The 23809-nt window shown below is 70.4% G+C and carries 22 protein-coding genes; 6 read left to right on the plus strand and 16 right to left on the minus strand.

The window, feature by feature from the left end; genetic code table 11:
- Position 1 precedes the first annotated feature (1 nt).
- The 4 genes from ACFVAE_RS08510 to ACFVAE_RS08525 form a co-directional block, all read right to left on the minus strand.
- Positions 2-313 (minus strand): SHOCT domain-containing protein, encoded by a 312-nt coding sequence (locus tag ACFVAE_RS08510; RefSeq protein ID WP_198346557.1) that lies wholly within the window; start codon positions 311-313, stop codon positions 2-4.
- 115 nt (positions 314-428) lie between these two features.
- On the minus strand, positions 429-1088 hold the full coding sequence (locus ACFVAE_RS08515) for a response regulator (RefSeq protein WP_378890303.1): 660 nt from the start codon (positions 1086-1088) through the stop codon (positions 429-431).
- Positions 1085-2272: a sensor histidine kinase gene (locus ACFVAE_RS08520; RefSeq protein ID WP_378890306.1), complete on the minus strand. Its 1188-nt coding sequence runs from the start codon at positions 2270-2272 to the stop codon at positions 1085-1087. The genes ACFVAE_RS08515 and ACFVAE_RS08520 overlap by 4 nt, the downstream gene beginning before the upstream one ends.
- An 85-nt stretch (positions 2273-2357) precedes the next feature.
- Entirely contained in the window at positions 2358-3299 is a 942-nt protein-coding gene (locus ACFVAE_RS08525) for a diacylglycerol/lipid kinase family protein (RefSeq protein WP_378890308.1), read from the minus strand.
- 159 nt (positions 3300-3458) lie between these two features.
- Here ACFVAE_RS08525 and ACFVAE_RS08530 point away from each other — a divergent pair, with 159 nt between their 5' ends.
- Positions 3459-4916: a deoxyguanosinetriphosphate triphosphohydrolase family protein gene (locus ACFVAE_RS08530; RefSeq protein ID WP_378890311.1), complete on the plus strand. Its 1458-nt coding sequence runs from the start codon at positions 3459-3461 to the stop codon at positions 4914-4916.
- Here the strand turns inward: ACFVAE_RS08530 and ACFVAE_RS08535 are convergent, their stop codons facing one another.
- Together ACFVAE_RS08535 and ACFVAE_RS08540 are read right to left on the minus strand one after the other, a co-directional pair.
- Positions 4917-5534: a GyrI-like domain-containing protein gene (locus tag ACFVAE_RS08535; RefSeq protein ID WP_378890314.1), complete on the minus strand. Its 618-nt coding sequence runs from the start codon at positions 5532-5534 to the stop codon at positions 4917-4919.
- 51 nt (positions 5535-5585) lie between these two features.
- Complete coding sequence (locus tag ACFVAE_RS08540; protein ID WP_378890317.1) at positions 5586-6086, minus strand: carboxymuconolactone decarboxylase family protein; 501 nt, start codon at positions 6084-6086, stop codon at positions 5586-5588.
- Between the two features lie 75 nt (positions 6087-6161).
- Between ACFVAE_RS08540 and ACFVAE_RS08545 the strand changes: the two genes are divergently transcribed.
- Complete coding sequence (locus ACFVAE_RS08545) at positions 6162-7025, plus strand: sigma-70 family RNA polymerase sigma factor (protein WP_378890320.1); 864 nt, start codon at positions 6162-6164, stop codon at positions 7023-7025.
- 9 nt (positions 7026-7034) lie between these two features.
- Here ACFVAE_RS08545 and ACFVAE_RS08550 read toward each other — a convergent pair whose 3' ends face one another.
- The 3 genes from ACFVAE_RS08550 to ACFVAE_RS08560 all read right to left on the minus strand — a co-directional run bounded on the left by ACFVAE_RS08550 (position 7035) and on the right by ACFVAE_RS08560 (position 9647).
- On the minus strand, positions 7035-7442 hold the full coding sequence (locus tag ACFVAE_RS08550) for a DUF2255 family protein (protein WP_378890322.1): 408 nt from the start codon (positions 7440-7442) through the stop codon (positions 7035-7037).
- A gap of 144 nt (positions 7443-7586) precedes the next feature.
- Entirely contained in the window at positions 7587-8417 is an 831-nt protein-coding gene (locus ACFVAE_RS08555; protein WP_378890325.1) for an aldo/keto reductase, read from the minus strand.
- Positions 8418-8441: 24 nt separating this feature from the next.
- Positions 8442-9647: an MFS transporter gene (locus tag ACFVAE_RS08560; protein ID WP_378890328.1), complete on the minus strand. Its 1206-nt coding sequence runs from the start codon at positions 9645-9647 to the stop codon at positions 8442-8444.
- Positions 9648-9752: 105 nt separating this feature from the next.
- Between ACFVAE_RS08560 and ACFVAE_RS08565 the strand changes: the two genes are divergently transcribed.
- Both ACFVAE_RS08565 and ACFVAE_RS08570 read left to right on the plus strand, forming a co-directional pair.
- Positions 9753-10199, plus strand: a complete 447-nt coding sequence (locus tag ACFVAE_RS08565) for a MarR family winged helix-turn-helix transcriptional regulator (RefSeq protein WP_378890568.1) — start codon at positions 9753-9755, stop codon at positions 10197-10199.
- A gap of 23 nt (positions 10200-10222) precedes the next feature.
- Positions 10223-11143 carry an NADP-dependent oxidoreductase gene (locus tag ACFVAE_RS08570; protein WP_378890331.1) on the plus strand — a complete coding sequence of 307 codons (921 nt, stop codon included), beginning with the start codon at positions 10223-10225 and terminating at the stop codon, positions 11141-11143.
- 90 nt (positions 11144-11233) lie between these two features.
- On the opposite strand, the gene ACFVAE_RS08575 is transcribed toward ACFVAE_RS08570, so the two are convergent.
- From ACFVAE_RS08575 to ACFVAE_RS08595, 5 genes are all read right to left on the minus strand, one after another.
- The gene (locus tag ACFVAE_RS08575; protein ID WP_378890334.1) at positions 11234-12697 is read right to left on the minus strand and encodes a purine-cytosine permease family protein; all 1464 of its coding nucleotides are present in this window, start codon (positions 12695-12697) and stop codon (positions 11234-11236) included.
- Between the two features lie 68 nt (positions 12698-12765).
- Positions 12766-14406: an amidohydrolase gene (locus ACFVAE_RS08580; RefSeq protein ID WP_378890335.1), complete on the minus strand. Its 1641-nt coding sequence runs from the start codon at positions 14404-14406 to the stop codon at positions 12766-12768.
- A gap of 32 nt (positions 14407-14438) precedes the next feature.
- A complete protein-coding gene (locus ACFVAE_RS08585) occupies positions 14439-15542 on the minus strand; it encodes a C45 family autoproteolytic acyltransferase/hydolase (protein WP_378890338.1) in 1104 nt (367 codons plus the stop codon).
- The gene (locus ACFVAE_RS08590) at positions 15539-17260 is read right to left on the minus strand and encodes an amidase (protein WP_378890341.1); all 1722 of its coding nucleotides are present in this window, start codon (positions 17258-17260) and stop codon (positions 15539-15541) included. Before ACFVAE_RS08590 ends, ACFVAE_RS08585 begins: the two co-directional genes overlap by 4 nt.
- Positions 17257-18291 carry an agmatine/peptidylarginine deiminase gene (locus tag ACFVAE_RS08595; RefSeq protein ID WP_378890343.1) on the minus strand — a complete coding sequence of 345 codons (1035 nt, stop codon included), beginning with the start codon at positions 18289-18291 and terminating at the stop codon, positions 17257-17259. Before ACFVAE_RS08595 ends, ACFVAE_RS08590 begins: the two co-directional genes overlap by 4 nt.
- A gap of 68 nt (positions 18292-18359) precedes the next feature.
- Here ACFVAE_RS08595 and ACFVAE_RS08600 point away from each other — a divergent pair, with 68 nt between their 5' ends.
- Positions 18360-18965, plus strand: a complete 606-nt coding sequence (locus ACFVAE_RS08600) for a TetR/AcrR family transcriptional regulator (RefSeq protein WP_378890346.1) — start codon at positions 18360-18362, stop codon at positions 18963-18965.
- Between the two features lie 91 nt (positions 18966-19056).
- Here ACFVAE_RS08600 and ACFVAE_RS08605 read toward each other — a convergent pair whose 3' ends face one another.
- Both ACFVAE_RS08605 and ACFVAE_RS08610 read right to left on the minus strand, forming a co-directional pair.
- A complete protein-coding gene (locus ACFVAE_RS08605; RefSeq protein ID WP_378890348.1) occupies positions 19057-20217 on the minus strand; it encodes a low temperature requirement protein A in 1161 nt (386 codons plus the stop codon).
- Positions 20218-20233: 16 nt separating this feature from the next.
- Positions 20234-21439, minus strand: coding sequence for a glycosyltransferase (locus ACFVAE_RS08610; RefSeq protein ID WP_378890351.1), 1206 nt, complete (start codon positions 21437-21439; stop codon positions 20234-20236).
- Positions 21440-21525: 86 nt separating this feature from the next.
- On the opposite strand from ACFVAE_RS08610, the gene ACFVAE_RS08615 reads away from it, so the two are divergent.
- Entirely contained in the window at positions 21526-23808 is a 2283-nt protein-coding gene (locus ACFVAE_RS08615) for an ABC transporter substrate-binding protein/permease (protein ID WP_378890354.1), read from the plus strand.
- Position 23809 lies beyond the last annotated feature (1 nt).

Here is a 23809-nt window from a genome sequence, read left to right on the forward strand (position 1 = left end):
CTCAGGCCTCGGGACGGTTGGCCCTCAGCACTTCGAGCCGGGCGCGGTACTCGGTCTCGTCGACGTCGCCCTTGGCGAAGCGGTCGGCGAGGATCTGCTCGGCGCTGCGCCCCTGCGCCTGTGCCCACGGGGCGTGCCCGCCGGGCGCAGCCTGCCAGGGGCCGCCCCAGTAGCGACGGCGGCGGACGATGAGCGTGATGAGCAGGCCCACGATGATGAGGAACATCACCGGCCCGATGAAGAAGAACGGCCAGAACGGAGCCCCGCCCCAGACGCCTGCGTGTGCGGCGACGGCCGCCGATGTTGCGAGCATGATGCCCTTCCTTCGATCCGATCGGCCGTGTCTCGACCGATGGATCCAGCCTCGTCATCCGGGGCTCCGGGCGAATCCGCCCCAGGGCGTCTCTTCGGGTACGCCCTCGGGAGTACTACTGCCAGCCGGGCGCGACCAGCCCGGTCTCGTAGGCGATCACCACAAGGTGCACGCGATCGCGCGCCTGCAGCTTCGACAGGATGCGCGACACGTGGGTCTTCGCGGTCAGCGGGCTGAGGAACAGCTCGGCCGCGATCTCGTCGTTCGTGCGCCCGAGGCCGACCAGTCGCAGCACCTCGCGCTCCCGTTCCGTGAGCACCTCCAGCGCCCCGGCGTCCGGCTCGCGCAGACCGACCGCCAGCCTGTCGAGCAGTCGGCGCGTGACACCGGGCGAGAGCAGCGCCTCACCCTCGGCGACGGCCCGCACCGCGCGCACCAGGTCGGCGGGCTCGGTGTCCTTCACCAGGAACCCCGCCGCGCCCGCGCGCACCGCGCGGGCGACGTACTCGTCCAGCTCGAAGGTCGTCACGATGACGACGTGCACCGCGGCAAGCGCAGGATCGGCCGCGATCTGCTCCGTGGCCCAGAGGCCGTCGCCCTGCGGCATCCGGATGTCCATCAGCACGACGTCGACCGGCGTCTCGCGGATGCGGGCGAGCAGTTCCTCACCACCGGATGCCTCGGCGACGACCTCGATGTCGTCCTCGGAGTCGAGCAGCGCGCGGAACCCCGCCCGCACGAGCAGCTGGTCGTCGGCCAGTGCGACCCGGATCATGATGCTCGCCCCCACGGCAGTTCGGCGACGACGACGGCGCCGCCGTCCGCGCCGTCCTCGAAACGGATGCTGCCGCCGAGCAGCCCTGCACGCTCACGCATGCCGAGCGCGCCGCCGTGCCCGGCATCCACCGGGTCGGCGCCGCCGAAGCCGCGGCCGTCGTCGGCGACGGTGACCACCAGTTGCGCGTCACGGCGCTCCAGCACGACGCTCGCGTGGATCGCACCAGAGTGCCGCACGATGTTGGTCAGCGCCTCCTGCACGATCCGGTAGGCGGCGAACTGCGCGGCCCTGCTCGGTGCGCTCGCGCCGAGACGGTCGTCGAGGGCGACTTCGAGGCCCGGCGTCGTCAGTCCGGCGATCAACCGCGGCAGCTCGGCGAGTTCGGCCTGCGGCACCAGCGGCGCCTCGCCGTCGCGCAGCACGCCCAGCACGCCGCGGACTTCCTCCAGCGCCAGCTTCGAGGTGTCCTTCACGTTCTGCAGCGCGGCGCGCGCCTGCTCCGGATCCTTGTCGAACAGGTGCAGCCCGACGCCGGCCTGCACGTTCATCTGCGACAGCGCGTGCCCGAGAACGTCGTGCAGCTCGCGCGCGATGCGCACCCGCTCCTGCTCCTCCGCGCTCTGCCTGCGCCGCAGCGCCTCCGCCTGCATGGCGGCGCGGCGAGCACCACGGGTGCGCAGCATCGTGCCGATCGCGAAGCACAGCGCCAGGGCGACGGTCACACCGACGATCGCTCCGGGGAACCAGGTGCGATCGATGAGCATGCCGATCAGCAGAGCGGCGGTCCAGCCCGTGCCGACGGAGACCGCGGCCCAGATGATCGCGCCCCGTGCCACGGCGCCGACCACCGCGAACGCGAGGGCCACGTACGGCGGTCCGGGAACGGGCGTGGTGAGCACATCGAGCAGGGCGAAGGCCGCGACGACGGCCACGGTCGGGCCGGGGAGTCTGCGCGCGGCGAGCAGAGCGAGCGGGCCGGCGAGGGCGAGCAGCAGGTGCAGCGCCAGAAGACCGGGCGCCGCATGGTGCCCCGCACGCGCCGACATCCACACCGCCGCCGGCACCTGGATCAGGAAGCTCAGCACGACCGGACCGATCAGCCGCATCCGTCGCCCGATCGGCGCGGGCGGCCCCCAGGCGGCACCGTCCCCGAACGCGGGAACGTGCTGGGGATCCGACATCCTCCGATGCTAATCGCGGGGCGCGCGCAGCGGCATCCGACTGCGGGCGACCGTTCGTGTACTCCCGGGGGAGTACACGAACTCCCTACCTGACTCGCACGGCCGAGGGCTGGATGGTGATCCCCACCCGCGTCACCTCACCGAGCTCGTCTCCGTCCACTTCGAACTCGCGCGGCTCCGCGAGCTCGATCGTCAGTTCCCGGAATCGGCTATGCGCCGTCGATCCGCTGCTCTCGGCGCGCTCGACGTCGCCGCGGCCGCTCAGCAGACGCTTGAGGCCGTTGTCCCAGGCCATGTTCTTCATGGTGTCCAGCCAACCGGCCACGCCGTCGGCGCGGAGGACGAGCAGGTCGAGCTCACCGTCCGCGGGGTCGGCATCGGGCAGCAGAGTCACTCCGCCCTGCAGCATCCCGCAGTTCCCGACGATGACGGTGTGGGCGTTCTCGTGCTCCTCCGCCCCGTCGACGCCGACCCGCAGGTCGATGACCTCGCTCGCGGAGAGGGCCCGACCCAGCGATTCGACATAGGCGAGCCATCCCGCTCTGTCCTTCAGATCGTCATCGGTCTCCGTGATCATGTGCGCGTCGATGCCGAATCCCGCCATGACCGCGAACGCGCGCCGCATCGTGCCTTCCGCACCGGTGACGTCCGCCCAGCCGACGTCGATTGGCTCCGCGGTGCCGGTGAGCGCGCGGGAGAACGCGGCGCCTGGGTCGTTCATGGGAATGTCCAGATTGCGTGCCAGCAGATTCCCGGTGCCCAGGGGGATGATGCCCAGCTCGGCCTCTCCTCCGGCCTCCGCGAGGTGCTCGACGACCGCGCGGACGGTGCCGTCACCGCCGGCGGCGAGAAGCAGCTCCGCTCCGTCGGCGAGAGCGCGCTGCGCGGCCTCCCGGCCGGCGTCCTCCGCACTGGTCTCGTACCACGCGAGGTCCTCGGCCGAGGCCGCGGACACCTCACCGAGGGCTGCCTCGAGATCCGACCTGTCGATCTTGCTCGGATTCCAGATGATGCCGATGCCGCTCATGCGTTCCTCCCTCTTCCGGGATGCCTGACCTGATGCCGAGGATACTCACACGGATGCTCCGCACCTTGCGGACATCACCGCTGCATCGACCGCCACCCGCGGAGATCGCGGATGCTGACAGGCGACGGCGATGCCGGCGGGGCATGCGACACTGGGCGGATGACGGATGATCCGCGCCAAAAGCGACGCCTGCCCGAGACGCTCGACGCGCTCCAGCTCGCGGAGCATCATCCGCAGTTCCGGGTCGATGTGGAGCGCATCCGGTTCTCGCCGTACTACTCGCGACTGTCCGCCGTGACCCAGGTGATCTCGCAGGCGGGCGCCGGGCTCGCCGTGCACAACCGGCTCACCCATTCGATCAAGGTCGCCGCCGTCGCGCGCGGCATCGCGATGCACCTCTCCACCCGTGATGACGCCGACGGAGCGGTCGTCGCGGAACTCGGCGGGGCCGACCCCGTCGTCGTGCAGGCGGCTGCCGCGGCGCACGACCTCGGGCATCCGCCCTTCGGGCACCTCGGCGAGCAGACGCTCGATCGGCTGGCGCGCGACAGGTTCGGCCTCGCCGAGGGTTTCGAGGGCAACGCGCAGACGTTCCGCATCATCACCCGTCTCGACGAGCACGACAGGGCTGGAGGGGGACTCAATCTCACAGCCGCGGTGCGCGCCGCGGTGCTGAAGTACCCGTGGCTGCGCGGTGAGGGCGGACCGCGCCGCGGCGGTGCGAGCAAGTTCAACTTCTACGCGCTCGACGAGCAGGATGCCAGGGCAGCCCTGTCCGCCTACCCGCTGATCGAGCGAGGGCAGCAGACCGTCGAGTGCTCGATCATGGACATCTCGGACGACATCGCGTACTCGCTGCACGATCTCGACGACTTCTACCGAGCGGGTCTGCTGAGCGCAGGTCCGCTCGCCGCCGAGTTCCGCAGCTGGCATCGTGACCTCGCCGCGCTGCGCACCCTGCCCGCGGAGACCCTCGCCGCGAACACGAGGACTCCCGGACACTCGCTCGAACTGCTCTGGCGCCGGCTGCGCGAGAAGGATGCCTGGATCGCCGACGCCGACGCGTTCGGCGACGCGGTGGCGAAGGTCAAGTCCGATGTCATCGAGGGACTGCTTGCGGAGCCGTTCGACGGCTCGCTCGCAAGCGAGCGGGTGCTGGCCCGATTCACGACCGAGTGGATCGCGCGGCTGCAGTCCTCCGTCGAGGTGCACCGGCATCCCGACATCCGCGCAGGGCACGTCAGCCTCGACCGGAGCGCGTGGCACGAGGTCGCGGTGCTGAAGTTCCTGCACGAGCGCTTCATCCTGGAGCGCCCCGACCTCACGGTCTATCAGCGCGGACAGGCCACCGTGCTCGAGCGCCTGGTCGACGGTTTCACGGCCTGGCTCGACGACCCACGGGATGCCCGGCGTGCGCCCCGCCGACTGCTCGACCTGGTGGAGCTCGCCACCGACGACTACGGCCGGCTCGGCATCGTGGACGGGATGGACCGGCTGGCCCGCGGCCGCGGCATCATCGACTACGTCGCCTCGCTCACCGACGCGCAGGCCGGGTCGCTCGACGCGCTGCTCGCCGGCCAGACCGAGCGGCTCTGGGAGGCCGGGCAGGGGCTGTAGTCAGCCGATCCGCTCGACCGGCTGCCGCAGGATCGTGCGCAGCTTCTCGGGCGCCGCGCGGCGCGGGTCGCCGAGATAGATCTCGTGATGCCGCCCCGTCATGCGCAGGCCGTTCTCGGGGATGAACCGGCTGTGCAGCTCGTCGAGCACCGGCCCCTCGGCGTCGTAGGGACCGACGTGCAGGGTCTGCACGCTGAGCCCCTCGTCGTAGGTCTCGAAGCGGACGGCGTCGAGGGCGGCTGTGGCCTTGGCGCGCGCAGCATTCCTCGCGATCTCGACGTGCTCGGCGGTGATCCAGTCCGGCACCATGATCATCACCGTCCAGTCCCAGCGGCTCTTGTCCCTGGCGCTCGTGAACGCATCCATGTCGTCGGCCGACCACAGGGCTTCGAGCGGCATGACCGTGTGGTCGAGGCCGAGCTCGCGCCTGCTGAAGAACTTCAGGCTGTAGGCGAGCGGATACAGAGCGCCCACCGCGTCGCGGTACTCGGGGGCGGTGTTCGGATCGCCATGGCCGTCGACCATGAGGAAGCTCATCGCCGGCACGGTGAGCACCTTGAACCGACCGCGCACGGCGCGGTAGCTCTCGATCTGCTTCTTCAGGTCGACGGCGGGCATGAGATCTCCTCGGTCAGGACGAGTATGCCCGAGCCCTCCGACTCCGGTCGCTCAGCGCTGGCCGGCGGGCTGGCGGATCGCGGCGTTGATGCGGTTCCAGACGTTGATCGCGCCGATCTCGAACAGCAGCGCCGAGATCTGGCGCTTGTCGAACGCCTCGGTCATGCGACCCCAGAGCTCGTCCGAGATCGGGTCGTGGTGATCGGCCAGGCGCGTGATCGCCTCGGCGAACTCCAGTGCGACGCGCTCGCGGGCGGTGAAGTACGGAGCATCCCGCCATGCCGCGACGGCGGCGATGCGCTCGGGGCTCGCGCCGTCCTCGATCATCTCGCGGGTGTGGTCGACCGCGCACCAGCTGCATCCGTTGATCTGACTTGCCCGCAGGCACAGCAGGTGCAGCAGCGGCTCGGGCACGCCCGCGGTGCGGGCGACCTTGTTGAGCCCGGTCAGGGCATCCAGCCCGCCTTCCAGCAGGAAGGCCGGGTGCGGCATCCGGGCCTTGTGCGCGACGATCTCGTCGTGGTCTGCGGGGGTGGTGATGATGTCGGTCACGATGTCTCCTCGGTGGTTCCGGCGCCGCGTCATCGGCACTCACTAAGGTGACTCCGGGACCGAGAGGAATGTGACATGTCCGAGCAGAAAATTCTCGCAGAGCGTTTCGATGCCGAGCGACCGCGCCTGATCCGCATCGCGGAGCGGATGCTCGGATCCCACGCGGATGCCGAGGACGCAGTGCAGGATGCCTGGCTGCGGGTCTCCCGCGCCGGCGACGACGACATCGAGAACTTCGCGGGCTGGGTCACCACGATCACGTCGCGGATCTGCCTCACCGAGCTGCGCTCGCGGTCCTCACGGGGAGAGAGCTCGCTGGACGAGGGCCTGCCCGAGCCGCAGGTGCTGCCCGCCGGGGCCACGCCGCACGGCGCGGCCGAGATGACGGATGCCGTGAGCAGCGCGCTCGACGTGGTCATCGACCGCCTCGGGCCAGCTGAACGGGTCGCCTTCGTGCTGCACGATTCGTTCGAGGTGCCGTTCGAGCAGGTGGCCGAGATCCTGGACAGGACACCGGATGCCACGCGGCAGATCGCCAGCCGCGCACGACGGCGCCTGCGGGCGGAGCGTCCGGGCGGAGCGACCGACCCGCGGGTGCTGCGCCGCGTGGTCGACGCCTTCTTCGCTGCGGCGAGCGCGGGCGACTTCGACCGGCTGGTCGCCGTGCTCGACCCCAGCGTGGTGCTGCGGGCCGATTCCGGTGCCTCGGCGACGACGATCGTCCGCGGCGCTGCGGCCGTGGCGGGCAACGCGCTGATGTTCGCGACGCCGAACGCCGTGCTGGTGCCGGTCTTCGTGGACGGGCGCGCCGGCGTGATCGTCACGGTCGACGGACGGCCGGTGTCGCTGATGGCGTTCTCGGTGCTCGACGACCGGGTGGTCGCGATCGACGCCTACGCCGGGCCGCGCCGGCTCGCGGAGGTCGCGCTGCCGGTCTGACCGCGCGACTCAGCTCACGCGGAACGTCGCTTCGAGAGCGCCGTCGGTCAGCATCACGTCGATCGAGGAGCGCGGTGCGCCGGCGTACTTGCGCTCCATCTCGGCGCTGATCGCCTGCTGCACCGCGTCGTCCGCGGCGATCGGGGTCAGCGTCACGTCCACGCGCGGGAGCTCGAGCGCCGCGGCACGGTCGACCTCGGCGATCGCGCCGTCGCCCATCGCGAAGGCGGCCGGGCGCCCGGCGCGCACATGACGGCACCACCACCCGGCCTCGCCGTACGCCGAGCGGATGTACGGCACTCCGTCCACGACCATCGACCAGATCGGCGTCGCGAGAGGATCACCGTTCTGCTTGCGGGTCACGATCGCGACCACCTCGGTCTCGTCCAGCAGGGTCACCAGCTCTTCGGATGCCATGGGTTCGACGCTACAGCCTGGGCGGGGTCGTGGCGCCGGAGCGCCGAGGAGGCGCGGCGCCAACAGGCGCCGCGCCTCCTCCCCTTCGAATCACGCGACCTGCTGTCTGGCCCCCGGATGCAGCGCGTCAGGCGATTCGCGACCTCAGCCGTTGAAGCTGTCCGGGTGCGGGCCGGTGCGGCCGTCGCGCTCGAGGCCGTCGATCGCGGCGAGCTCGTCGGCGGTCAGCTCGAAGTCGAACACGTCCAGGTTCTCGGCGATGCGCGACGGCGTCACCGACTTGGGGATCACCACGCGGCCCTGCTGCAGGTGCCAGCGCAGCACCACCTGGGCCGGGCTCTTGCCGTGTGCGGCTGCTGCGGCCAGCACGGCGTCGTCGCCGAGCACGGCGCCCTGCGCGAGCGGGCTCCACGCCTCGGTGACGATGCCGCGGGCCTCGTTCGCCGCGACGACGGCCCGGTTCTGCAGCGCGGGGTGCAGCTCGACCTGGTTCACGGCCGGAACGATCCGACCCTCGCCGGAGATCTGCTCGAGATGCGCCGGCTCGAAGTTCGAGACGCCGATCGCACGGACGCGGCCGTCGGCGTAGAGCTTCTCCAATGCGCGCCAGGTCTCGGGGTACAGACCGCTGGCGGGCGTGGGCCAGTGCACCAGGAACAGGTCGAGGTACTCCAGCCCGAGCCGCTCCAGCGCCTCGTCGTAGGCGCGCAGCGCGTTGTCGTAGCCGTGGTCGCTGACCCACACCTTCGAGGTGATGAACAGCTCCTCGCGGGGCAGACCCGACTCGGCGATCGCGCGGCCGACACCCGCCTCGTTGCCGTAGATGGCGGCGGTGTCGATGCTGCGATAGCCGGCCTGCAGCGCCGCGGCGACCGCGGCAGTGGTCTCGTCGTCCGGCACCTGGAAGACGCCGAAGCCGAGCTGCGGCATCCGGATGCCGTTGTTCAGGGTGATCTGGGGAATCTGAGCGTTCATGAGCTCTCTCTTTCCGATGGAGGTTCAGTGGGCCGCGGCGAGCGCGGTGGTGTCGACGGGGGCCGCGTCAGCGGAATCCGGGCGGGTGCGGACGGCGAGGACGGCGGCGACGATCATCACCGCGAGGGCGACGACGGTGAAGGCGGCGCCGATCCAGATCGGCGAGGTGTAGCCGAGGCCAGCGGCGATGCCGAGGCCTCCGGCCCAGGCACCGAGCGCGTTGCCGACGTTGAAGGCGCCGATGTTCGCACCGGAGGCGAGCGTGGGCGCACCGCCGGCGTAGTTCATGATGCGGCTCTGCAGGCCGGGCACGGTGCCGAAACCGAAGCCGCCCATGAGCGGCAGGATGATCGCGGTCGCGACCGGCGATCCGGCCAGCAGCCCGAAGGCCACGAGCACGACGGTCAGAGCGCCGAGGAAGGCGACGATGGTGCCGTCGATCGAGCGGTCGGCCAGGCGCCCGCCGGCCCAGTTGCCGACGACGAGTCCGGCGCCGAACAGCACCAGCAGCCAGGGGACGGCGGATGCCGCGAAGCCGGACACCCCGGTCAGCGTGTAGGCGATGTACGTGAAGGCGCCGAACATGCCCCCGAAGCCGAGCACGGTGACGACCAGCGACAGCCAGACCTGACCGGAGCGGAATGCACTCAGCTCGCGGCGCAGGCTGACCTGCACCTCGCCCTCACCGCTGCTCGGCACCAGGAGGAGGATGCCGAGGAACGCGATGACGCCGATGATCGAGATCGCCCAGAAGGTGGAGCGCCAGCCGAGCTGCTGACCGAGGAAAGTGCCGAACGGCACGCCCAGGACGTTCGCCGTGGTGAGCCCGGTGAACATGATCGCGATCGCGCGGGCCTTCTTGGCGGGCTCGACGAGACCGGTCGCGACGACCGAGCCGATGCCGAAGAACGCGCCGTGGCAGAGGGCCGCGATGATGCGGCCTGCGAGCGCGGTGCCGTAGTCGGGGGCGACCGCGGTGAGCGCGTTGCCGACGATGAACAGCACCACGAGGCCGAGCAGCACGGGCTTGCGCGGCAGGCGGACTGTGGCGGCGGTGATGCCGAGGGCGCCCACCACGACGGCGAGGGCGTAGCCCGAGATGAGCCAGCCGGCGGTGGCCTCGGTGACTCCGAAGTCGGCCGCCACCTCGGGCAGCAGCCCCATGATGACGAACTCCGTGAGTCCGATGCCGAACGCTCCGATGGCGAGAGCGAGAAGTCCGAGTGGCATCCGATGCCTCCTGCTAAGATAGTTGCAAACGCGGGATATTGCGTTGATGAACACAATCATTGCACACGCAACTAATCCGCGCAAGCAACTACTTTTGGAGGCATGATGGGCATCGCCGATGACGCCGTCGAGATCCGGGCGCGCGGCTGGCGCACCCTCGCCGCCCTGCACAACCTCATCGACGTCGAACTGGAGCGGGCGCTGGGTGCCGAGGGGCTCTCGGTCGTCGAGTACACCGTGCTCGACGCGCTGAACCGCCAGGACGGCTGGCACATGCGCATGCAGCAGCTCGCCCGGGCCACCGCACTGAGCCCGAGCGCGACCACCCGCCTGGTCACCCGTCTCGAGGATCGCGGTCTGCTGACCCGCATCCTGTGCGTCGACGACCGGCGTGGCATCTACACGGAGCTCACGCCTGCGGGGCAGGAGCTGTACGAGCGCGCGCATCCGATCCACGACGAGACGCTGGAGCGCGTCCTCGGCGAGGCCGAGGGGCAGCCCGAGCTCGCCCCCGTCGTACACGCCCTGCAGGGCACCACCGCCGCCGTCTGACGCATCCGATCGGAAGGACCACCATGCGCGCAACCGTCTATGACCGCTTCACCCGCGACTTCGATTCACTCGAGGTGCGTGAGCTGCCCGAGCCCAAGGTGGCGCCGGCTTCGGTCCTCATCGAGGTGCACGCCGCCGGCGTGAACCCGGTGGACTGGAAGCTCATGGCCGGCGGGCTCGACCCGATCATGCCGACGATGTTCCCTGTGATCCCCGGTTGGGATGTCGCCGGCGTGGTCGTCGCGGTCGGCATGGACACCCCCGAGTTCAAGGTCGGCGACGAGGTGCTGGCCTACGCGCGCCCCGACGTGGTCGGCGGCGGCACCTTCGCAGAGCGGGTCGACGTGCCCGTGCGGGCGGTCGCGCACAAGCCGGCATCCCTGACCTGGGAGCAGGCCGGCGCGCTCCCCCTCGCCGGCGGCACCGCGCTGCGCTCGGTCGACGCGCTCGGCGACCTCGACGGTCGCACGGTGCTCATCCACGGCGCGGCGGGCGGCGTGGGCAGCTTCGCCGTGCAGATCGCCGTCGCACGTGGCGCACGGGTGATCGGCACGGCGTCCGAGCGCAATCACGACGCGCTCCGGGCGTACGGCGTGGAGCCGGTGGTCTACGGCGATGGGCTCGCCGAGCGGGTGCTGGCGCTGGCCGGCGGCCCGGTCGACGCGGTCGCCGACTTCGTGGGCGGTCAGCTCGAGACGACGCTCGCGGTGCTGCGAGTGGGCGGCGCGCAGGTGTCCGTCGCCGACCCCGGTGTGGTCGCGCACGGCGGCCGGCACATCTGGGTGCGCCCCGACGGCGCCGAGACCGCCCGCCTCGCCGCCATGGTCGAGCAGGGAAGTCTGCAGGTCGAGATCGCCCGCACGTACTCCCTCGACGAGGTCCCCGACGCCTTCCGCGCCAGCGCCTCCGGACACACCCACGGCAAGCTCGTCATCGTCCCGTAGCCACCACGGCGAGAAACCACCTCCGGCCTCAGAAACCATGCCTCACATGGTTTCTCGAGGGGGAAGTGGTTTCTCGCGGATGCCGGAGGTTCAGGCCCCGATCTGCGCGCGCACCTTCCGGCCGGCGAGCAGGGCGTAGAGGCCGACCGACACGATGAGGCCGACCGGCACCGACAGGTCGAGTCCGCCCAGCGCGGCGCCCCACGGACCGGACCACACCGTGGTGGAGAGGAACATCGCCGTCGCGAAGCCGCCGACGACCACCGAGACGAGCCCCGCGACGCCGAACCCGCCGAGATACCAGAACATGCCGCCCGGTCGCTCGTCGAACAGGTCGTCGCCGTCGTATCGGTTGCGGCGCAGCACGATGTCGGCGACGTAGACGCCCATCGTCGGCACCGAGATGATCAGCAGGAACTGCAGCATGAGGTTGACGGCGCTGATCAGGTCGGATGCCAGCACGAGGACGATCGTGAACGCGCAGCCGAGTGCGCCGATGAGGATCGCCGAGGGGATGCGGCGGATCGGGACGCCGATCGACTGCAGCGCCATGCTGGCCGTGTAGGTCGTCATCCCGTTCAGCGAGATGCAGTTCACCAGCACTCCGAGCACGAACAGCGGTGCGAGCCAGGCCGGCAGGTTCTCGAGCAGCGAGTACTCGATGCCGTTCTCGAGGGTCTCCGGTCCGACCGTGCCGCCCAGCACGACGCCGAAGGCGGTGATGAGCACGGCCGGGAAGAGCTGCCCCAGGGCGGTCGCGCCGATGATGCCGGAGGCCTTCGTCTCGCGCGGCAGGTAGCGGGCCATGTCGGCGCTGTTGCTGAACGACAGCGGCGACGACGCCATCAGGGCGAAGGCGATGGTGATGCTCGCCCACAGCGGCATCCCCTCGAGCGGCGCGGGCTGCGCGAAGCCCCAGTCCAGCACGGGTGCGATGAAGCCGATCACCAGCGCGAAGATCACGAACAGGCCGATCGAGATCGCCATGTACGCCTTGAGGATCAGTGCGTGGCCGTAGACCGCGACGAGCACGGTGATCGCCGAGACAACGACAGCCACCAGGATCGGCGCCAGGACCGGGTCGGGGAAGCCCCAGCGCTTCAGCAGCTCGCCGCCGATGAACGAGGCGGCCACCCAGTTCAGCGCGAGGAACACCCCGGAGATGAACCAGCCGTAGAACGCGATGACGATCTTGTTGCCGTGGATGCCGTAGATCGCGCGCTGGATCACCGACCCCGAGGTGCCGGCGGCCGGTCCGGAGATCGCGACGATCCCCGGCAGGATCGCCAGGACGCTCGAGACCAGCACGACCAGCAGCGCCTGCCAGATCTCCAGTCCCAGCACGAGGGTCAGCGAGGCGCCGACCGTGATGTTGAGCACGCTGACGCCGGGTGCGGACCAGACGAAGAACAGGTCGCGCGCCCTGCCGTGGCGCTGCGCGTCGTCGATGAGCTCGATGCCGCGGGTCTCGGGGGTGTTCGCCGCGTCGACGAACTCGGTTCCGGGCTCCTGCGCGGCGTCGCGCAGGAGAGGAACGGCGGATGCTTCGGACATTGAAGGCCTTTCGAGGTGGTCGCCCGGTGCGTCGCTGCAGGGGGCGGTTCGGGTTTCAGTGCGTCGGGTCAGGGTCGCCGGTAGGCGGTCTCGCCATGCACCAGGGTGAGGAGCACGGCGCCGGTGAGCAGGTCGTCGGTCGGTGCGGACAGCGGGTCGATGTCGAGCACGGCGACGTTCGCGAAGAAGCCGGGGGCGATCCGCCCGTAGGCCTCGTCGATCGCGCCGACGTGGGCCGCACCGGAGGTCGCCGCGGCGAGCGCCTGTGCGGCGGTGAACGCGCGCTCCGGATGGTAGGCGGGCAGCGCGCTGTCGATCGACGAGCGGCCGGACATCGCGATGAACAGGTTGTGCAGAGCCTCGTGGGGTGCGGTGGGGGCGTCGGTGCCGAGAGCGACGGGGACGTCGACGTCGCGGAACCAGTGCCACGGGAAGCCGTCCTCGGCGCGCTGATCGCCGAGCACCGCCATCCAGTTGTCCAGGATGGCGGGGTCGCAGTGCACGGGCTGCATGGACGCGGCGATGCCGTGCTCCCGAATGCGTGCGACCGTCGCGGGGGTGACCGATTCGAGGTGCTCGATGCGGGGTCGCCGGCCGGTGGCCGTGCCGTTCGCCCGCTCGCAGGCCTCGACGAGATCTACGGCGAGGGCGCTGGCGGCGTCGCCGATCGCATGCATCGCGAGCTGCAGGCCGGCGCGGTCGGCGGCGATCGCGACGGGCGTGGCGGCCTCGCGGCTCCAGATGGGGTCGGCGTTCGAGCCGTCGGCGTAGGGCCGCACCATGGCGGCGGTGCAGGCGTCGATCACGCCGTCGAGGATGAACTTCACCCCGACGACCTTCAGCCAGGGCGTGCCCGTCGCGGCCAGCTCGTCGCGCAACTGCACGGCGCGCTCGACCTGGGCGAGGTCTGCTGCCGGGTCGCCGGTGGAGCTCAGCCACCAGTGCGCGGTGACCGGGAAGGGCAGTCGCCCGTCGCGATCCAGCCGGCGCCGCAGCGCCGCGATCCCCTGCTCGGTCATGCCCATGTCGGCGGCGCCGGTGACACCGGCGGACAGGTAGGCGGCGAAGGCGCGGTCGAGATGCCCGTCGACCTCCTCGTCGGTGCGGATGCCGTCGAGGTAGTCCCCGAGCAGATCCATCGCGGCCGTCTCCAGCAGGAAGCCTGTGGCGTCGCCGTTCGCGTCTCGGACGACCTCGCCACCGATCGGGTCGACGGTGTCGCGGTCGATGCCGGCGGCGTGCAGCGCGGCCGTGTTGACCCAGGTGCTGTGCAGATCGTTCGCGTCGAGGAACACCGGGATGTCGTCGATCACCGCGTCGATCATCGCCGCGGTCGGCTGGGTGATGCCCTCCGGCAGCGCATCGAACAGCCAGCTGACTCCTTCGATGATCGCGGCATCCGGGTTCGCCTCACGCGCCTCGCGGAGCCGCTGCTGGATCTGCTCGACCGAGGTGCAGTCGCGCAGCTGCACCTTGCCCTGCGCGTGGCCGAACATCGCCAGGTGGGCGTGGGCCTCGATCACGCCGGGCATCGCGAAGGCGCCGTCGAGGTCGACGACCGCGGCATCCGCGCCCGCTGCCTCGCGCACGTCGGCCTCCGTGCCGACGGCGAGGATGCGATCGCCGCGGACCGCGAACGCGGACCGGAGCGGAGCATCCGCCAGCCCGTCGAAGACGACAGCGTTGCAGTAGACGGTGGTCTCGGTCATGGCGGGATCCTCTTCGATCGGTGTGCGAACGGTCAGAGCGCGAGCTCGATGTGCGGGCGTGTGGTGTTCTCGGCGGGGGTGCCGTCGAGGATGTCGGCGCGGCGTGCAGCGGGGTCGAGCACGACGGTCGCGAGACTCGCCCAGCGCTGCCCCATCGGCAGGGCGAGGTCGGGCACGCAGGTGACGGGCGGCTCGCCGTCGCCGGTGACGAGGGCGGCACGCAGCTGAGCGGCGTCGGCCGGCGCGGCACCGGCCGTGAGCCGGTCGCGCAGGAAGTCCCAGCGCTGGCCGGAGTCGGGTTGGTACAGCCAGGTCTTCTCCTCGGCGGCGGGCTCGGCGGTGAGGAAGTGGTTGGTGCGCAGCCAGGTGCCGTCGGTGATCGCGGGGGCCTCGAACACGCCCTCGGGGCTGATGTCGAGCAGGACGGCGTCCCCGGTCTCGTCGAACAGCGCGAACGAGCCGGAGCTCGTCACCGGCGCCTCGCGCACCAGTTCGACGGCGTGCGCGACGCTGGTGGCCTCTTCGAGGACGAGCGCGGCGAGCACATGGATCGGGATGCCCTCCGGCCGGTCGGCGCGGTGCCCGAGGATGTTGAAGTGCAGGGCGACGCCGGCGCTGTTCACGCCGATCTTGCCGAGGATGCCGCACTCGGTGAGCCCGGCGTAGTCGTGGACGCCGCCGCGGGAGACGATCGTGTGCCAGTACGGCGCGATCTCCATGTGCCAGTCCCAGGTCTGCACGCCGAGGGTGTGCGCGCGCCCCTGCTCGTCGCGGATGGACCGCACGATGGTCGAGCACTCCCCCGGCGGCACGGCGACGCTGCGGGACAGGATCTCTGTGCGGCCGTTCAGTGCGGCGATGCGCCACAGCTCGGCACCCGCACCCGCGGCGATGCCCTCGATCTGCGCACGCAGCGCCGGACGGTGCGCGCCGATCGCCTCGAGCAGCCGCTCCGCGTCGTCGCGGACCACGGTCTCGTCGATGCCGCCGAGGCGGAACAGGCGGTCGTACGCCTCGATCGTGCCGGGCAGGGTCTCGTGCAACTGCCGGCCGCGGTCGGCGCCGCGCGCGAACGGATCGGCATCGGAGACGATGATCTGCAGTCGCTGATCGGGGCGGGGGAACGGCGATGTCATGAGAGTTCCTCTCCAGGGAGAGCGGGCGTGCGCGGCGGTGAGGTGCGGCGGTCGCCTGTGGCCTCGAAGGCGGCAGCCAGGCGGAGCAGTTCGGTGTCGTCCCAGCCGCGTCCGGCGAAGGTCAGGCCCACGGGCATCCCGATGTCGGCCATCGTGCCCATCGGCACGGTGACCGTCGGGATGCCGAGGTGGCGGATGGCGAGGTTGCCGTTCGCGACCCAGACGCCGTTGCGCCAGCCGGCGTCGGCGGATGCCGGGTTCACGTCCATGTCGGCGGGGCCGATGTCGGCGACGGCCGGGAAGACCACGGCATCGAGGCCGAGGCCGTCCATCCACTCCTCGAGGTCGATGCGCCGGGTCTCCTCGAGCCCGCGCACGCCCTCCGCGAGGTGCGGGATGTCGGTGAACGCGGCGTGCGGGCGGTCGCGCACGAAGGACGGGTACTCGGCGATGTCGTCGTCGAAACCGGTGTACCGGTCGGGCAGCGCACCCTCGGGGTGCGGGAAGATGCGGGCGCCGTCGACGAGGTCCAGCCGGTCGAGTGCGGGGTCGCCGTTCGCCCGCAGGAAGTCGTCCCAGGCCCAGGCCGAGAGATCCTCGATCTCGGAACGCAGGAACCGCTCGCTCACAAGGCCGCGCGTCTTCAGTGTCGGGGCTCCGGCGCGGTCGCCCTCGTAGTTCGTCACCGCGGGGAAGTCGACCTCGACGACCTCGGCGCCGGCGGCCTCGAGGTCGCGTCGCGCCTGCTCCCAGAGCGCGATGACGGATGCCCTGGTCTCGATCCGCTGCCCGGTCGGGCCGCCGATCGTCGTTCCCGACCCCGCATCCGGGTCGGCGTTGATGTACATCCGCGGCACGCCGAACCGGCGGCCGGCGAGCACCTGCCGCGGGTCGCCCGCGGCGAGCGCCCGGTACGACGCCGGCCGCACCTCGGATGCCGCGGGGATCGTCACCCACGGCTGCCCGCGCCAGAAATCGCCGCGCACGTCCGCGTCATCGGCCACGACCACGTCGAGCACCTCGAGCAGATCGGCCATGCTGCGGGTGTGCGGCACCACGACATCCATCGTCGGCACGAGCGGCCAGTTGCCGCGCACCGAGATCACGCCGCGCGACGGGGTGTAGGCGCACAGCGCGTTGTTCGACGCGGGCGCGCGTCCGCTGGACCAGGTCTCCTCACCCAGGCCGAACGCGGCGAAACTCGCCGCGGTCGCGGTGCCGGATCCGTTCGACGACCCGGAGCCGAACGCGCTGGTCAGCCAGTCGGCGCTGTAGGGACTCTCGGCACGGCCGTAGACGCCGCGCTGCATGCCGCCATTGGCCATCGGGGGCATGTTGGTCAACCCGAGGCAGATCGCGCCTGCGGCGCGCAGCCGCTCGATCGTGAACGCGTCGCGCTGGGCGACCAGGTCGGCGAAGGCCGGCGATCCGGATGCCGCGGTGAGGCCGGCCACGAGGTAGCTGTCCTTCGCCGTGTACGGGATGCCGTCCAGCGGGCCCCTGGCCTCGCCGGCAGCGCGCCGGGCATCGGATGCCGCGGCCTCGGCCCGCGCTGCGGGATTGCGGACGACGACCGAGTTCAACGCGGTCTCGGTCCCGGGTCCGTCGTAGGCCTCGATGCGCGCGAGGTACGCGTCGACCAGGTCGACCGCGGTCGCGGCACCGCTCTCGAGCGCGGCGCGGAGGTCGGCGATGGAGGCCTCGACGACGTCGATCATCGGAGCACCGCCGGCTGCTGCTGGGTGATGCAGTGGATGCCGCCGCCGCGGGCGAAGATCGGGCGGGCATCGACCGTGACGATGCGGCGGCCGGGGTAGGCCTCCTCCAGGATCCCGCGGGCCCGGGCATCCGCCTGCGGCTCGCCGAAGCCGCAGGCGATGACGCCGCCGTTCACGACCAGGTGGTTGACGTAGCTGTAGTCGACGAACTCGCCGTCGGCGCGCAGGGCGGCCGGCGCGGGCAGGTCGGTGATCTCGAAGGATCGGCCCGCGGCATCCGTCTGGGCGGCGAGGTGCTCGCGCAGTTCACGGGTGACGGCGTGGTCGGGGTGTGCGGCATCCGTCTGGGAGTGCAGCAGCAGGCGACCCGGAGAGGTGATGGTGGCGACGATGTCGACGTGCCCGTTGGTGCCGAGCTCCTCGTAGTCGGCGGTGAGGCCGCTCGGCAGCCAGACGACCTTCTCCGCACCGATCGTGCGGGCGAACTCCGCCTCGACGCGCGCCCTGTCGGCGAGCGGGTTGCGGTTCGGGTCGAGCTGCACGGTCTCGGTGGCGAGCACGGTGCCCTCGCCGTCGACGTGGATGCCGCCGCCCTCGTTGACGAGCAGGCTGGACACGAGCTCGGCGCCGACCGCGCCGGCGACGATCCGGGCGTGCTGCGCGGCCTGCCGCCACTCGGCCCAGGCGGGTGCGCCCCAGCCGTTGAAGATCCAGTCGACGGCACCGAGCACGCCTGGTCGCTCATCGTCGACGACGAAGGTGGGCCCGGAGTCGCGCAGCCAGAACTCGTCGACCGGGGCCTCGATGATGTCGACGGCGCCGCCGAGCATGCGGCGGGCGCGGGCGGTCTCGGTCGGGTCGACGAGCAGGGTGACGGGTTCGAACTCGGCGACGGCGAGCGCCGTGTCGGCCCAGGCGCGGTAGCCGCTCTCCTGGTGCTCCTCCCCCGTGCCCAGCGTGACGCCGGCTCGCGGGAAGGCCATCCAGGTGCGCTCGTGGGGGTCGCCCTCGTGCGGCATCCGCCAACCCATACTGTCCTCCTCGACCTATTGATCGTGCGATCAATAACTTTAGGCGACAGTAGTAGGCTGACCGCATCATGTCAACCGCCGAACGCCCCCGCGCCCGACGCAAGGCACCGCAGGAGCGCGCCGCCGAGATCTCGGACGCCGCGCGCGCCCTCGCCCTGGAAGCCGGCATCAGCGCCGTCACGCTGCGCGGCGTCGCCACTCGCGCCGGAGTCACTCCTGCGCTCGTCGCGCACTACTCCGACGGCATGGACCGGCTCGTCGCCGACGTGTTCCAGCGCATCGTCGCCGACGAGCGCCGCGAGGTGGCAGCCCTCGTCGCCGTTCCCGACACCGCCGCGGCCAGCATGGACGCGCTGCTCGACACGATGATCGACGGCACCCGCGACGACGTCACCCTGGTGTGGGTCGAGGCGTGGGCGCACGGCCTGCGCAACGAGCCGCTCGCGCAGGCCGTCCGCACCGAGATGGATGCCTGGCGCGACCTGATCCGCGACGTGATCATGCGCGGTGTCGACTCCGGCGAGTTCCGCACCCCCGATCCGACTGCCGCAGCCTGGCAGATCCTGGGCATGGTCGACGGGCTGAACGCGCAGAGCCTGGTGCGCTGGGGCGACTCCCAGGCCCGCGGCTCGATGCTGCACGCCGCCGTCGGAGGGGTGCTCGGCTCGGCCTGAGCCCCGAGAAACGCCTCCCGGCACGAGAAACCGCCCGGCACGGCATTTCTCACGCTGCACGGTGGTTCTCGCGAACGGTATATGCGGGACGTCAGCGCCGCACCGGCTGCCGGATCACCAGCACCACGACCACGGCGACGAGGATCACCGTGGTCAGCGCCACGGGCAGCGGCAGCACGGCATCGACGAGCACCAGCACCGCTCCTCCCGGCACCACGATGTTCACCAGCCGGTCCGCATTCGCGCGGATCGCGATCCACCAGATCGCCAGCAGGAACACCGCGATCGGGATCGCCACGGCGAACGCCGCGACCAGCGGTTCCGCCTCTCCGGGCTTGGTGAGCATGTCGATCTGCAGCTCGATCCCCACCGAGAACGCCGCGGCCGCGGCCAGCACGAAGTAGTGCACGTAGCCGTAGCGGATCGAGCCGCGCAGCGTGGTGATCGCCCGGTGATGGGGCGGCCAGAAGTAGATCCACCACATCGACGCCGCCGAGATCAGCGTCAGAGCGGCGATCGAGATCAGGGACCACGTCGACTCGACCTTGTCGAGCGCGCCGATGACGGCGTTCGCCGACGCGAGGATCGTCTCACCGAGCACGATCAGGGTGAACAGCGAATAGCGCTCGGTGATGTGGTGCGGATGCCACGGGGTCTTGTTCTGCGACTCCGCGATCACCGGCACGGCGAGCTCGGCGCCGGCGAGCACGAAGAACACCGGCATCTGCCATGCCGACGGCAGCAGCAGGAACAGCAGCCAGAGCACCTGGGCGATGCCGATCCCCACCGCGTAGAACAGAGCGGTGCGCCGGTAGTCGGGATTCGCGCGCGCTGCGCGCAGCCACTGCGAGATCATCGCCACGCGCATGATCACGTAGCCCAGCACCAGCACCACGTAATCGCCGGACTCGTAAGCCGGCCCGATGCCCGCCGCCAGCACGAGCACGCCGCTCATCTGCACGATCGTCATCACCCGGTACAACCAGTCGTCGTTGTCGAACGAGGTGGCGAACCAGGTGAAGTTCATCCACGCCCACCAGATGCCGAAGAACACCAGCACGTAGGTGAGGATGCCGTTCGCGAGATGCCCTTCGGCCAACTGGTGGTGCAGATCGGCCGAGGCGATGCTCACCGCGACGACGAACACCAGGTCGAAGAACAGCTCGAGCGAGCTGGCCGCGCGATGCGGCTGATCGGGGTCGCGCGGCAGCATCCTGCTCAGCCGGAACCGGGTCGTCGTGGTGTCGCTCACGGCGACAGAGTAGCGGCTACAGCTCGCCCGGCCGCATCGCCTCGGCGTCGATCGCGCGGATGATCCGCTGACCGGCGGTGTCGGTGGAGGGCTCGGATGCCGCGGCATCCGCCTTCCTCGCGCCGCGAGGCGCGTAGACGACGAGTGCGTGGAACAGGAAGCGCGCGAAGAACGCGACCACGAGCGAGACGGCCGTCGCCAGCACGCTGGAGATGTGCCAGCTCTCGACCATCAGGGCCATCACCGGGATGCGCACCGCCGCCTCGACGTTGTTGAACGCGAAGGATGCCGCGAACCGCACCCACACCCCGCGCGCGTCGGCGCGCAGGTCGGCGAAGACGAAGCGCTCCTGCAGCAGGAAGTTGCCGATGATCGTGGCCTCGGCGCCGATGATCGCCGCCCAGATGTAGGGCATCCCGGCCCGGGTGAGTACCCACATGATGCCGATGTTCGCCACGGCGCCGAGCAGGCCGATCATCGCGAACAGGCTCATCTTGCCGAACCGCAGCCGCGCCAGGTGCGCGATGAACGTCGCCCCCTGCCGCAGCGACGCCTTCGACGTTCCGTGCCGCCGCTCACCGAACGACATCGGCACCTCCGCGATGCGCACGTCGGAGCGCACCAGGATCTCGAGCAGGATCTTGAAGCCCTGCGGGCGCAGCTCGTCGACGTCGATGCGGTGGCGGTCGACGAGGAAGTATCCGGTCATCGGGTCGGTGCTGCGCCACAGCCGGCGCGGGAACATCGCCTTGGTCAGCCAGGTCGCGCCGCGCGAGACACCGAAGCGCACGGCTGTGCCCAGCCCGTCGGAATCGCCGCCGCCCACGTACCGCGAGGCGGCGACGACGTCGGCGTCACCCCTCTCGTGCCTGGCGACCAGCTCGGGCAGCAGCTCGGGCGGATGCTGCAGATCGCCGTCCATCACGATGCAGATGTCATGCGCGGCCTGCTGCAGGCCCAGCACGACCGCGCCGCCCAGGCCCCCGGTGTTCTGCTCGCGATGGATGCCGCGCACCGGGATCCTCGCCGATGCCGCGACCCGCTCGATCTCGGCCATGGTGTCGTCGGAGCTGTCGTCGACGAAGAGGATCTCGGCGGTCCGCCCCTCGAGGGCGCGCGTCGCGCGTTCGACGAGCTCAGCGACGTTGTCGCGCTCGTTGAACGTCGGCACGATCACCGTGACGGCTTCAGCCAACAGCGTCCCCTCCTGTCGCGCGGGCATACGGCACTCCATGGTGTCACGACCGCCTGTGTAAGGTGGCACGGGCCAAGGAACGCACGCTGTACACGAAGACGAACGAGGACGAGATGACGCTTCTCAGACAATCCGCACACTGGTGGAGGGAGAACCGTCTCGCCGCCGCCGCGGGCCTGATGGCCCTGTTCATGCTGGTGTTCACGGTCGGCGGCGCGGTCGGCGCCGCCAAAGCCGCCGACGACTCGGCCTCGGTGAAGGGCAAGACCTTCACGATCGCCACCGACACCACCTGGGCGCCGTTCGAGTTCCAGCGCGACGGCGAGCTCCGCGGCATCGACATCGACCTCATCAAGGCGGTCGCCGAGGACCAGGGCTTCACGGTCAAGGTCGACGTGCTCGGCTTCGACGGCGCTCTCGCCGCCGTCACCGCCGGGCAGGCCGACGCCGTGATGGCGGGCATGTCGATCACCGACGAGCGAGAGAAGACCTTCGACTTCTCCAACCCGTACTTCGACTCCGGCATCCAGATGGCCGTCGCCGCGGATGACGACACCATCAAGGGGTACGACGACCTGAAGGGCAAGACGGTCTCGGCCAAGACCGGCACCGAGGGCTACGCCTTCGCCGAGAAGCTCGGTAAGGAGATCGGCTTCACCGTCACCGGCTTCCAGGATGCGGCCGACGCGTACAGCGACGTGACATCCGGCAACTCCGTCGCCACCTTCGACGACTACCCGATCCTCGCCTACGGCATCGCGACCGGCAACGTGGCGCTGAAGACCGTCACCGATCAGGAGAAGGCGTCCAGCTACGGCATGGCCGTGAAGAAGGGCGACAACAGGGCGCTGCGCCTCGCCTTCAACGCCGGCCTGAAGAACGTCATCGCCGACGGCACCTACCAGAAGATCCTCGACGACTACCTCGGTGAGGATGCCCCGGACGCGAAGACCATCGGCGGCGGCAAGGCCGCCCTCGGCAACGCGAAGCTCGACCCGGGCAAGCCAGGCGAGCTGCCGAAGAACCCGGGCTTCGCCACCGACACCCCGGTCACGCACGGCACGTTCACCATCGCGACCGACACCACCTTCGCCCCCTTCATCTATCAGCTGGACGGGAAGAACGTCGGCATCGACATGGACCTGCTCCGCGCGATCGCGGCGAACCAGGGCTTCGAGGTCGAGGTCAAGACACTCGGCTTCGACGCCGCGCTCGCGGCTCTCACTGCGGGGCAGGCCGACGGCGTGATCGCCGGCATGAGCATCACCGACGAGCGCAAGCAGGTCTTCGACTTCTCCGATCCGTACTACTCCTCCGGCGTGCAGATGGCGGTCGCGAAGGACAGCGACATCAGCTCGTACGAGGATCTCAAGGGCGAGCGGGTCGCGGTAAAGACCGGCACCGTGGGCTACGACTTCGCCAAGGAGCTCGGCGCCAAGATCGGCTTCAAGGTCAACGCCTTCCAGGACTCCGCCGACATGTACAACGACGTCGCGACGGGCAACTCGGCGGCGACCTTCGAGGATGCCCCGGTGCTGCAGTTCGGCATCGCCTCCGGCAACGTGCCGCTGAAGATCGTGACCGATCCCGAGCCCGGTGCCGACTACGGCTTCGCCGTGAAGAAGGGCGAGAACGCCCAGCTGCTCGCGATGTTCAACGAGGGGCTGAAGAACGCCAAGGAGTCCGGCGCCTATCAGCAGATCATCGATCGCTACCTCGCGATCGACGACGCGGATGCCTCGGACAACTCGTTCTGGACGCTGCTGCAGGCGTCCTTCCCGCCGCTCATGCAGGGTCTGCTGCTGACGCTGCTCGCGACGGCGCTGTCGATCGTGTTCGCGATGGTGCTCGGCATCCTGTTCGGCATCATGAAGCTCTCCGGGAACGCCTTCGTGCGGTTCCTCGCCAGCGCATACGTGAACATCTTCCGCGGCACCCCGGTGCTGGTGCAGGCGTTCTTCTTCTACTTCGGAGTCCCGGCCGTCACCGGGCAGCCGCTGGACGCGCTCACGGCCGGCGTGATCACGCTCTCGCTGAACGCGGGCGCCTACATCACCGAGATCGTCCGCGGCGGCGTGCAGTCGGTGGATCCGGGCCAGATGGAGGCCGCGCGCTCGCTCGGCCTGGGCTGGGGCGCGTCGATGCGGCGCGTGGTGATGCCGCAGGCGTTCAAGATCATGACGCCGAACCTCATCAACCAGTTCATCATCACCCTGAAGGACACCTCGCTGCTGTCGGTGCTCGGCTTCGCCGAGCTGACCTACCAGGGCCGCATCGTGATCGCGTCGACCTTCCGCTCCTTCGAGATCTGGATCGTCGTCGGAGCGATGTACTTCATCGTGATCTGGCTGCTCACGGTGCTGTCCAACTGGTTCGACCGCAAGTTCAACAAGTAGG

This window comes from Microbacterium sp. NPDC057659 (assembly GCF_042799915.1).
In the GTDB taxonomy this organism is placed as follows: domain Bacteria; phylum Actinomycetota; class Actinomycetes; order Actinomycetales; family Microbacteriaceae; genus Microbacterium.